Here is a 12,460-nt window from a genome sequence, read left to right as displayed (position 1 = left end):
AGGTGTTTTTAGATGGTTATTTCTAAGATAAAAGGTTTATTTAACTCTTTAACCGATACTGAAAAAAAAGCCGCACAATACATTATAGAACGTCCGGGAGACGTTATTCATTATAGTATAACAGAACTTTCAAATTGGGCAGGAACAAGCGAAACTACTGTATACAGGCTTTTAAAAAAAGCAGGTTATTCAGGTTATCAAAGGTTTAAAATAGATTTAGCAAGAGAGTTAAGTATGCCTATTCCTGAAACAAAAGAAGTAAAAGATATTTTTGATACTGTTTTCAACAAAGTTATTAAATCTCTTAGTGATATACAGACAGAGTTGGATAGAACAAAAATTGATAAAGTTTCTGATATTATTATTAGAAGTAAAAAGCTATTGTTTTATGCAGTAGGAAGATCTTTTCCAATTGCCTTGGATGCATCTTTAAAATTCGCAGCTTTAGGATTTTCCTCTGTAGCCTATTCTGATCCACATATGCAAGTTATTGTAGCTTCAAACTTGGAAAAAGAAGATGTTGTTGTTGCCATAAGTCATTCAGGTGTAATTAGAGATACGTACAAATCTGCTCAAGTAGCCAAGGAAGCCGGTGCTTTCACAATAGGTATCACTTCTGGTGTGAATTCTCCTTTGTCTAAAATTGTTAATTTGGTTTTGTATACGTCTGCGGGCGAACCAAACGATAGTGAATTCACCGCAATTAGAATCGGAGAGATGTTTATGGTTGAATTGTTATATAATGCAGTTGTTTCAAAAATACAAATAGGGACAAAAGAAAGTAACGTGGTACAGGCAATGAAAACTAAAAGATTCTCATAATACAATAAAAACACTTGCTAAAATTGCAAGTGTTTTTATTTTATGTAAGATTAAAAAATAATTTTTTGCGATAAAATATTTAGAGACTTAGAAATAATAATTTTAAAAAATACGCTTTTGAATTTATAACAGTAAGTGCGCAGAACTCTCTGCATTCTTTCGATATGAGTACCGAAGAAGTCAAGAAAAATAGAGAACGATTTAAAATTAGAATTTGGAGGTATTTTATAAAAAGTCAAACGCTAAAATATCCATAAAATGTGAAGTTTATAATTTCTAAAGATAGTATTATCGTACTAAAAGGAGGTAATTTATGAAAACTCTTATAAAAAATGCAAACGTTGTCTCTCATTCAACCAATGGAATCAAAAATATTGTAATTGAAGATAAGATTATTTCTAAAATAGCAGAAGATGAAATAGAAGAAAAATTTGACAAAATAATCGATACAGGTGGTAAAACTTTGATTCCAGGAATAATTGATATGCACGTACATCTTCGAGAACCAGGATTTGAACATAGAGAAGATCTTGAAAGTGGTTTAAAAGCAGCTTTACATGGTGGAATAACTCTTGTGGGAGTTATGCCTAATACGGAACCAGCTATAGACAATCCATTCCTTGTAGAATATTTGAAATTAAAATCGGAAAAGTTGAATTTAGCAAAACTTCTTCCAATTGGAAGTGTAACAAAAAATCGTGAAGGAAAAGAATTAACAGATATGTTAGCAATGGGTGAGAAAGGAGTAATAGCCTTTAGCGATGATGGAAATCCTGTCGAAGATTCTTGCATAATGTTAAAAGCTTTACAACTTTCAAAAAAGATTGGTTTACCTATAATAAATCACTGCGAAGTAAAAGAATTATCAAGAAATGGGCATGTTAGAGAAGGTTATTATTCAAAACATTATGGTATAGAAGGTATTCCTGATATCGCAGAATCTGTAATGGTCGCAAGAGATATAGAACTGGCAAAATATTGTAAAACTCATGTTCATATTGCCCATCTTTCTACAAAGGCTTCTGTTGATTTAATAAGAAAAACAAAAAAAGAAGGAGTAATGGTTACTTCAGAAGTAACACACAATCACTTACTTTTCACTGATAAAGATCTTTCAGATTATTCTACCAATAAAAAGGTTAATCCCCCTTTACCTACCCAGAAAGATCAATTAGAACTTTTAAAAGGATTACAAGAAGGAGTTATAGACATTATAGTGACTGACCACGCACCTTATTCCAAAAAGGAAAAGCAAGTAGAATTTCAAAGTGCCCCTTATGGGATCTCAGGAGTCGAAACCTTATTATCTTCTTTAATATTATTATCTCAAAAATATGATATTAACTTTATTGATTTGATAAAAAAGGTTACTTATTATCCTGCAAAGATATTTGGCATTGAAAATGTTGGGGACATTAAAGAAGGATATTTTGCGGATTTAGTAATATTAGATACTGAAAAATTCTGGGTAGTTGATGAACTTTCTCTTTTATCCAAAGGCAAAAATACTCCTTTTTTAGGGGAAAGATTACCAGGGGTTGTCGAAAAAACCTTTGTGGAGGGAGAAATAAAATATGATATTGGCTAAGATAACTGAAAAAAGGTTAATTAAAGATTATTTTATTTTGGAATTAAAATTAGACGAACCTTTACATTCGCAGCCTGGACAATTTATAATGATCAAGGTAAAAGATGATGTCAACTTGCCCAAACCTTTTTCTATAATGAATGAAGAAGGAAATTTTATTACTTTATTTATAAAAATTGTAGGACAATTTTCTTTAAATCTTTCTAAACTTAAATCTGGGGATGAAGTATTACTTAGAGGACCATACGGAATACCTTTTTTGAATAAAATCGAAAAAAATGATAAATATTTTTTATTAGGTGGTGGTTGCGGTTCTGCACCATTGATATATTTTTATAAAAAATATCCACAACTGGTTAAGGATTATGTTTTTGCTTTTAAAGAAAAATATGTAGAAACACTCTTTTCTGATTTAACTCTTTACGTAGACGAAAAGGTTGGAAAAACTCCTTTAGAATATTTATCTGAAAACATATCTCAAATACGAGAATGTGATTTTTTAGTCTGTGGTAGTAAAAACCTTATAAAAAATTTTTTTGAATTTTTCCCTATGCTTAAAACAAAATCTTACGTTTCTTTAGAAGAGAATATGGGATGTGGAGCTGGATTATGCAAGGGTTGCCCAGTCCAAACCAATCAAGGAATAAAGATGATTTGTAAAGATGGACCTATATTTAAGGCCGATGAGGTGAACTTAGAATGGATATAAACATATGTGGTATAAAATTTAAAAATCCAATAGTGATAGCATCAGGTCCAGGCGGGAATGGAAAAGAACTTAGTAATTATATAAATCTTTCAAGATTAGGTGGTTTTACAACAAAGACGATTACTTATAAGCCTAAAATTGGTAATCCACCTCCACGTATAATAAATATAGAAAATGGGGTGATAAATTCTATAGGATTGGAAAACCCAGGCTTTGAAGAATTTTTGAAAAATGATCTACCTTTTTTAGAACAGTTCGATACCAACATAATTGCAAGCATTGGAGGATATAATTCTAATGAATTTTGTTATATGATAAAAGCGTTGGAAAATACTAAAATAAAGATTAACGAATTGAATCTTTCTTGTCCTAATGTGGATAAAGGAGGAAGTGTGATATTAAATGACGTAGAAGAAACTAAAAAGATTATAAAAGAGACTCGTAACGCTACTCATAAGCCTCTATTTGTAAAATTAGGAATAGAAGGAAACCTCGAAGAACTTGCCAAAATATGTGTTGAAAATGGGGCAGATGGTTTAACTTTGATAAATGCTCCCAAAGGAACAAAGATTAGCCTTAAAGATAGAAATATGGATTTAAAACGTGGATATGGGGGTATTAGTGGTCCAGTAATCAAACCTTTAGGGCTTGCCAGTGTTTATAGAGTAAAAAAATTGTTTCCAAAAATTCCAATAATAGGAATGGGAGGTGTTGTCAGCAAAACTGACGTCCTTGAATATTTAGCTGTAGGAGCAACCTTAGTAGGAATAGGTTATGGAGTTATGCTGGATCCACAACTTCCTATGCACATCATTGAAGGATTAGATGAAAGTTCAACATAGCTATAGATGAATATCATTAATCTATGATATAATATTTTAAAATCTTCAATGGGGGCGTATCTTTTTGCAAGAGAAAGCTAAATTACCTAATGATATCCTTATAATGCTCATTCTATTTGCATTAATACCTTTTTTAATGGCTCCAAAATTCGTTTATGAATATTCTACACAAAAGCATCTTGTATTTACGATATTTATGTTAATTATCGTGTTCTATTATTTTATAAAATATTTTTCTAAATCTGCAAAATTTGAGTACACTTATGCACATATGTTTTTATCTTTTTTTAGCGTGTCTGCTTTTCTTTCTTTGATATCTGTCTACATGGAAAATAAACATTATTTACCGGCGGCATCAAATATAGCTTTTTATATTGTTTTGATTGTTTTCTTTTCATATTTGGTTACAACACGTTTTGGTGAAGATTTCAAGTTTATAGAATATGGGCTTTTTGTTTTCATGATAACTGGTACGATAATTGCTTTTGATGGGCTTTTAAATAAATTTTTTGGTTATGATATCTTTTTCGGTAAATATGGTGATCCTTCTCAAAGAATCACTCTAAGAACTACTATAGGTAATCCGAATTTTGTGTCAGACTATTTGGCTCAGTTACTACCTATTTCTGTATATTTTACTTTGAGAAAAAACACAAATGTATATATAAGATTGTATGGTTTAATTAATGTTTTCATAATGTTTTGGGTAATTTTATTAGCTCAAACTCGTTCTATATACCTTGCTACTTTTGTGGGTATGGGTTTTGCTATTATTTCTTTTCTTCTTTCTATAAAAAAAGATAGTTTAAAAACTTATATAAAAAGCCACGAGTTTAGACTTTGGCTCATATTAGTGATAAGTGTTTTTGCGTTTCTGTTTTTAATGTTTAGTTTTGAAACACCATTTAACAAAGGTGGAGAAGTAATTGCCTCCGATCGTTTGGCTAGCTTAACTTCTGTTTCTTCTTGGGATGAAAGGATTTTATCATGGAGTTCCGCTATAAAACAATTCAGCGATGAAAATCACAAGAATCATTTTTTCTTTGGAAGCGGTATATCTACTTATCCTGTTTATTCAGTCCGCTATTTAGCGGAAGTTCAACAAGAAAATCCAGAAAGGTTTTTGTACGCGTGGAACAATTTTAAACGTGCCCATAACGATTATCTCCAAGTGTTGGGGGAAACAGGAATTATAGGGTTTACCTCGATAATATTGATGTTGATTAGTTTAATAATTATATATTTTAAAACCCTAAAAAAGGAAAAAGACGAAGATAATAAAGTTTTATTGTTTACATTATTTGGATGGAGTGCTGTAGTAATGGTTATTCACGCATTTACAGAATTTGCGTTTCACATGCATCCAAATCTTATTCTAAGCGTTTTTATTTTGTCTTGTGCTGTTTCAAAACAGTTTTCTGAAAAAGTAAGAACTATTAATTTTAAAAAAGGATACATGATTTTTCTTCCACTAATGATAGTAGCGATTATTACAACTTATTTCAAGATAAATGAAACGTTATCTGAAGCCTATTTTGTATTAGGAAACGAAAAATACAATTCTATGGTGGCATTGCAGGATGCTTCTAAAAATCAAATTCCTAATATCCTTGTTCAACTTGAGAATCAAAAAAGTAATTTGCAAAAGCAGCTTACTACTGGTAATGTTTCGACTCTTGAATTTCAAAGAATTACAAGAAATATAGAACAAATTCAATCAGAGATTGATAAATATGAAAAATTGAAAAATGAATATGAACAACAATCCTTTGAAAACTATGAAAAAGCTTTTGAGTATTTTTTAAAATCTTTAAATAGAAACCCAAATTTTGGTAAAGCTTCTTTTTATATGTCTCAGTTATTTACGTCTGATATTCGAAAAAATTATTTAACATATGAGGATCTGCCAAAGGTATTTAATATGGAACTTCCCGAATATAAATTCATGATTCGAGAGTTCGAAGGAGCTTTAGATTTAATGCCGTTCCCAGATAAAGCTTTGAGAGACACAGTAGAACCTCTTTACGAAGAGACTTTAAATAATAACGCAAAAGAACTTCTTCTTACTATTCAATCGTTGTATGACGGTATAAACCAATTAGAATATACTTATTTATCTTTTAACGAAAAAAACGCTTACAGATTAATAGGAAGAATATATTATAACATCATAGTCCTTTATCAACAGCTTAAAAATTACATGCCAAATGAAGAAGAAATATTAAAAATACAAACGCTACAAAACCAAGCTTATGAAAGTTTTCATCATTGGGAGAATCAAGCCATATACATATTGCCTGGAGGATGGAATAGATTCCCTGAATGGGAAGATGTTTATTATGAGTATATGCTTCTTACAGTTAGATTGAGATCAGTGTATCCCGAAAGTGAAATAATAAAGCAAATTGACCAGATTTCAAAAAAAGAAGGTATGGCAACTTACTATATGGCTAAAAAGAACAGAGGTATTCCAGATGGTTCTTTAAATTTATTAACCGAATTTTATACTTTAATAACAGATTTAAATCCAAAGCAAGAGTTAGCCAGAATAGTAGTTGAAAATTATAAAGATGTTTATGAGTACAATAAAAAAATAAAAGAAGATAATACTAATATTTATAAATCTTATAAAGAAAGGATAGATAGCTTTTTAGAAGCTTATGAATTTTTTATGAGAAAGGTCAATAAATAGTGAACAAAGTGATGATATTTTTATTGTTTTTATCTTTAAGTTGGTTTTTAATTGTATATTCTGTTTATTTAAAAGTAATGTCTTATGGAAAAACTCTTGAAGGAAGCTTAAAAAGTTTTTATATAGAAAATGCTTCACTCATACAAATAAAACCATTGATAGAAAGTGGAGAAATTAAAGACATTGAACTTAATGGCTATAAAATGTATAAAAAAAATGATAAAATTATAATTGAAAAGACAGCAAAAAATAGCGAGTTTTGATTTTAAGGTAGGTAACAAAAATGATTGAAGACATCCTAAATACTTTTGAATATATTATTCAATTGAAAGAAAAAAACATAAAAACTTGGGAAGATATCTTCCCAAGTTTTTATAACCTTGTAAAAAATAATATTTCAGAAATCACAGAAATTGGAGCTTTAGAAGATATTAAGAAAATACTGGCGTATGTAAAACCTTTAAAACTACTTCCGGAAGATAGAAGAGAACAAAGATTAAAAGGTTTAAAAGAATCTATAAGAGAATTAAAAGAAAAGTATCTAATAGATGAAATTACTGAAAGACCCGAAAAAGAACTTGCATTATTCACAGACATAAAATATATAAAACATGTAGGTACAAAAAGGGCTGAGCTGTTAAAAAGACTAAATATTTCCAGTTTATATGATTTTTTCTACTTTCCTCCCCGTGATTACGAAGATAGAAGAAAAGTAACAAAAATTTTTTCTGCTAAAGAAAATGAAAAAGGGGTTATTATAGGTAAAGTAATTAATTATGAAGAGCTAAAAATTAACGAAGGATTAATCATTTTGAATTTTTCTGTGGCAGACGATACAGGTGTTATTATAGTTACTTTTTTCAATCAAGGATATGTTAAATCATATTTGAAGAAAGGTGTAAAAGCTGCTTTTTATGGGAAAATAGAGTTCTCTTATGGATTAAAACAAATGAAATCTCCAGATTTTCAGATTTTAGAAAAAGAAGAGGACTTTAAAAAAGAGATTCTTCCTATATATCCATTGACAACCGGCTTATTCCAAACTACAATGAGAAATATCGCAAAAGAAGTTATAAAACAAACTTTTTTCTTAGAAGACTTTATACCGGATGAGTTCTTAAAAGAGTTTAATATGTTAAGCTTGAAAAAACGTTTAAAAGGTCTGCATTTTCCCTTGAGCCTTTACCATAAAGATAGAGCTTTGTGTTCTTTAAAATATGAAGAAGCCATATTATTCGAAATAGCAATCTTATACGTAAAGTTGAAAGTTAAAGAAACCAAAAGAGTCGAACAAAAAGATATTGAAGGAAAACTTTCGCAAAAATTTATAGAATCATTAAACTTTAAATTAACCGATGCTCAAAAAAGATGCTATGAAGAAATAAAGAGAGACTTGATGTCTCCATATCCTATGAATAGGCTTCTTCAAGGAGATGTTGGTTCAGGAAAAACTGTAGTTTCAGAATTAGCTATTGTCGACGTTTGCGAAGCAGGTTATCAAGTAGCGGTTATGGTTCCTACATCAGTTTTGGCGAAACAACAATTTCAAAGAATTTCGAAAGATTTAACCTCTTTAGGATTAAAAGTGGAGTTACTTATAGGCGAAACTAAGGAAAATGAAAAGATTTCTATAAAAGAAAGATTAAAATTAGGACAAATAGATGTTGTCATAGGCACTCATGCAATTATTCAGCAAGATGTGGAATTTAAAAAATTAGGTTTTATCGTAATAGATGAGCAACATAGATTCGGAGTAAATCAAAGATTAGAGCTAATAAAAAAAGGCACTCACCCTGATATTTTGGTAATGACTGCAACCCCTATTCCAAGAACATTAGCTATGACATTTTATGGAGATTTAGACGTAAGTTTGATTGATGAAATGCCTAAGGGCAGAAAACCTATAAAGACAATCTTGGTATCACAAGCTAATCAAAATAGTTTGTACGAATTCGTTCAACAAGAATTAAAACAGGGCAACCAAGCTTTTTTCATATACCCTTTGATAGAAGAATCGGAAACATTAGATTTGAAAAATGCCACCGATATGTACGAAAAATTGAAAGAAACTTTTAAAGAGTATAATGTGGGCCTTTTACACGGAAGATTTTCTGCCTCAGAAAAAAACGACGTGATGGATAAATTTTTCAACAAAGAGTACAATATTTTAGTTGCGACATCTGTTGTTGAAGTCGGAATAGATGTGCCTGATGCAACAGTTATTGTTATAGAACATCCGGATAGATTTGGTTTATCTCAACTCCATCAGTTGAGAGGGAGAGTTGGAAGAAGTAAAAAACAGTCTTATTGTTTTTTAGTCATAGACGAAAAAATGAATTATGAAACAAAGCAAAAATTATCTGCCTTTGCTAAAACAAAAGACGGATTTAAAGTTGCAGAGATAGATTTAAAATGGAGAGGTCCTGGAAAATTCTTTGGCTTAGAACAGCATGGGATACCTGAATTTAAATTTTTAGATCTTTCAGAAGATATTTTGATAATAGAAAATTCGAGAAAGAAAGCAGAAAACTTTTTAGAAAATCCGCTCGCTCTCGAACACTCTGAGAAGTTAAAAAAAGAGTTAAAATTTAAATATAGGAATTCTTTAGAACTCATAAATGTTCTTTGAAAAAACTCATTTTTTTAATAAATAAAAACATGAGAGGGGATAAGATGAAAAAAGATAAAGTGTTTTTCAATACATTTTTGGTTTCAGTTTTTTCTTTTATTTTAGTGAGTATAACCATATTACCGAAAAGTTTCTCTGGAGAATGGTATTTTAACCCAATTATTATTAAAATAGGAGTTTTAGAAATAAGATGGTACGGGTTATTAATAGCTATTTCTATATTATTAGCTACATTTATCGGTCAAAAAGAAGCTGAAAGAGAAAAAGTGAGCGAGGATGATTTTTTCAATGCCCTTTCTTTAGGAATCATCTTTGGGATTATAGGTGCAAGATTATATTATGTCCTTTTCAACTTACAGTATTTTAGCAAAAATCCTTCAGAAATATTAAAAATATGGCATGGTGGATTAGCTATACATGGAGCCATTTTAGCTGCTTTTTTAACAGTTTTTGTTTATACCCATCTAAAGAAAAATTGTACGTTTACTTTTCTGCAGGGTTTAGACTTATTTACTTTTGTATTACCGTTGGCTCAATCTATAGGAAGATGGGGAAATTTTTTTAATCACGAAGCATATGGAACTCCGACAGAACTTCCATGGAAAATGTATATAGCCCCTGAACATAGAATGGTTGGATTTGAAAGTTATGAATATTTTCATCCAACGTTTTTATATGAATCTGCCTGGAATCTTTTGATATTTTTAGTACTTTTTTATTTCATCAGAAACAAAAGAAAAACATATGGTGAAGTTACGGCTTTATATTTAATACTGTATTCTATTGGTCGCATTCCTATAGAAATGCTTAGAACAGATAGTTTATATGTAGGTAATATGAGAGTAGCTGTTCTAATCAGCATATTTTTCATAATCATTGGAGCTATAACTTTTCTTATTTTAAGATACAAGAAATCTACAAAAGTTATTAAATAAAGGCCCTTAAGGAGTTATATCGATAATGTTATCAGTTAAACATAGAAAAAAGTTAATTTTAATCTTTTCAATGTTTTTATTATTTTTCATTTTTTTAGTATTTCCAATCACTTTAATAATCGAAGAAGATGGAATTATTAAAATTTTTTCTACAGGATTTACAGATATTATTTTTTTTGATGAGATAAAAGAAACGTTTTTTAATAAAAAATTTTTTTTCTATGATATTATCAACTTTGAAGAATTAGGCATTTTAAATATAAGAAATAGTCTTTTAAGCATTCAAAAAGGCGAAAATTTAATTCAAAAGCAAAATAATAAAAGTTCGGCTATGGTATTTTTAAATGGAAAAAATGATTTGTACCAATTCGAAAATTACTATTTTAATAAAGAGTGGCTTAAGGATTGGATAGTAAATGCAGATATCTTTTTAAAAAATATCTATGAAATAGAGGAACCTTTATATATTATTTATGGAAACTATGCCAGATCTTTTCAGGTTTTACCAAAAGTTTATGTAATAACTTCTTATAAAGACATTGTTCATGAATTGTCGCATTATTTTTTTGGGTACAAAGTAAAAAATCAATACGATGACAACTGGGCTGAATTGTTGAGTGAAGTTAACAGTATGCTATTTTTGAGATCTGTTTCAAAGTTTAGATACCTTAACGAAATAGAACTAAAAAGTATAGGATTTTACAATGAACCATATGGAAAGAGTGTTTTAAAATTCCTCGAAAATTTTAATTATGATGAAAAAAAGATATTTGAATTAGAAAAATATATATTATTAAATTTTAATAGATTAGATGATTCTGAATTTGAAAAAATCTTAGAGACATTTCTTAATTATTAAGCGAGAATCTTTTAAAAATAAGCTTTTGAATTTATAACAGGTTCAGAACGATTTTGGAGCTTCTAAGGTAAAAAAATAAAAGGAGGAAAATTAATGAAAAGACTAATTTTAACAATAGGGTTTCTGCTGATATTTTTATTTTCTTTTTCGTATAAGTACATCTTTTTATTTATAGCTGATGGAATGGGCATACCACATTTACAATTAACTAATATGTATAAAGAAAACAAATATGGTGAAACATTAAATATGATGCAACTGCCTTATTTTGCTTTGGTAGAAACGTCTTCCTTAAACGGTGTTACTGATTCAGCTGCCGCAATTACCGCTATACTCTCTGGAGAAAAAACTTATAACGATATGATTAACACTAAGGGCTCTAAAACCTTAACTCCTTTAACTTATCTTCTCAAAAATGATGGGTATCAAGTAGGCGTTATTTCTACAAATAGCTTAGTTGATGCAACTCCTGCAGGTGCCTATGCTTTTGTTGAAAATAGGAGAGATTATCAAAAGATAGTTCAAGATTTGTTAAAAAGTAATTTTGACCTTTTGATCTCAGGTGGCAGAGCTTATTTGGACAAAAAAGAAGTTGAAAAACATGGATATAGTTACAGTGAAATGCTTCCTCAAACTGTTATACCTCAAAAGGAAATTTTAGCTTTGTACTACGGAAATTTTCCATTTTTAACAGACAATGAACAAAGAATAACTTTAGAAGAGAGCTTAAAATACGCATTAAAAAAATTTGGAGAAGATCCATTTTTCCTTTTGATTGAAGGAGGAAGAATAGATCATGCGGCCCATGCACATGATACTTACTCGATGATAAAAGAAATAATTGATTTAGATGATGCAGTTAAGGTGGCGTTAGAGTTTTATGCAAGTAATCCTTACGACACTTTAATAATAGTAACTTCTGATCATGCAACAGGGGGATTGAGTTTGGGGGATGGATTCTTATCTTTAAATAAAATAAAAGAAAATAGATTTTCTTATGAAAAAATGATCAACGTTTTTAATTCAAGTCAAAGCTATTCGGAATTTAAAAAAATTTTGGGACTATTAGAAGATTTACAAGAGGAATTTTATGCCTCAAAAAATTCAACAAAAAACATAACGTATCAATCAGAAATCATAAAAAACTATTATGATTCCTTAAATAATTTAATTGGATTGAGTTGGGGAACATTCGGGCACACTATAGATTACGTTCCATTATTTTCAAACATTCCAAATGATACATATTTAATAAAAAATAACGAAATTTTTTATGTTTTTGAGATTTTTTAAGTTAAATGCCCTTAAAGTGGTTTCTTCGAGCATAAATGAAATTATTTGCTAATAAACAAGTTTTGAGAAAAAAATTTCATGGTGTATAATA

At 29.5% G+C, this 12,460-nt stretch carries 10 protein-coding genes; all 10 read left to right on the top strand.

Features of this window, described 5'->3' with window-relative positions; translation table 11 throughout:
• Positions 1–12 precede the first annotated feature (12 nt).
• On the top strand, positions 13–822 hold the full coding sequence (locus X924_RS09205; RefSeq protein ID WP_121958616.1) for a MurR/RpiR family transcriptional regulator: 810 nt from the start codon (positions 13–15) through the stop codon (positions 820–822).
• 313 nt (positions 823–1,135) lie between these two features.
• On the top strand, positions 1,136–2,410 hold the full coding sequence (locus tag X924_RS09200; protein WP_121958615.1) for a dihydroorotase: 1,275 nt from the start codon (positions 1,136–1,138) through the stop codon (positions 2,408–2,410).
• Entirely contained in the window at positions 2,397–3,119 is a 723-nt protein-coding gene (locus X924_RS09195) for an FAD-binding oxidoreductase (protein WP_121958614.1), read from the top strand. The genes X924_RS09200 and X924_RS09195 overlap by 14 nt, the downstream gene beginning before the upstream one ends.
• On the top strand, positions 3,110–3,961 hold the full coding sequence (locus X924_RS09190; protein ID WP_121958613.1) for a dihydroorotate dehydrogenase: 852 nt from the start codon (positions 3,110–3,112) through the stop codon (positions 3,959–3,961). Before X924_RS09195 ends, X924_RS09190 begins: the two co-directional genes overlap by 10 nt.
• 64 nt (positions 3,962–4,025) lie before the next feature.
• On the top strand, positions 4,026–6,653 hold the full coding sequence (locus tag X924_RS09185) for an O-antigen ligase (protein WP_121958612.1): 2,628 nt from the start codon (positions 4,026–4,028) through the stop codon (positions 6,651–6,653).
• Positions 6,653–6,916 carry a hypothetical protein gene (locus tag X924_RS09180; RefSeq protein WP_121958611.1) on the top strand — a complete coding sequence of 88 codons (264 nt, stop codon included), beginning with the start codon at positions 6,653–6,655 and terminating at the stop codon, positions 6,914–6,916. The genes X924_RS09185 and X924_RS09180 overlap by 1 nt, the downstream gene beginning before the upstream one ends.
• Before the next feature lie 20 nt (positions 6,917–6,936).
• Complete coding sequence (gene recG, locus X924_RS09175) at positions 6,937–9,282, top strand: ATP-dependent DNA helicase RecG (RefSeq protein ID WP_121958610.1); 2,346 nt, start codon at positions 6,937–6,939, stop codon at positions 9,280–9,282.
• Between the two features lie 44 nt (positions 9,283–9,326).
• On the top strand, positions 9,327–10,217 hold the full coding sequence (gene lgt / locus X924_RS09170; RefSeq protein ID WP_121958609.1) for a prolipoprotein diacylglyceryl transferase: 891 nt from the start codon (positions 9,327–9,329) through the stop codon (positions 10,215–10,217).
• A gap of 25 nt (positions 10,218–10,242) precedes the next feature.
• Positions 10,243–11,076 (top strand): hypothetical protein, encoded by an 834-nt coding sequence (locus X924_RS09165; protein ID WP_121958608.1) that lies wholly within the window; start codon positions 10,243–10,245, stop codon positions 11,074–11,076.
• Positions 11,077–11,169: 93 nt separating this feature from the next.
• Entirely contained in the window at positions 11,170–12,369 is a 1,200-nt protein-coding gene (locus X924_RS09160; protein WP_121958607.1) for an alkaline phosphatase, read from the top strand.
• Positions 12,370–12,460: the final 91 nt, after the last annotated feature.

It is taken from the genome of Petrotoga sp. 9PWA.NaAc.5.4, assembly GCF_002895485.1.
In the GTDB taxonomy this organism is placed as follows: Bacteria; Thermotogota; Thermotogae; order Petrotogales; family Petrotogaceae; genus AZRK01.
The sequence above is the reverse complement of the archived record's forward strand: the minus strand, read 5'-3'. Positions and strand labels throughout refer to the sequence as shown.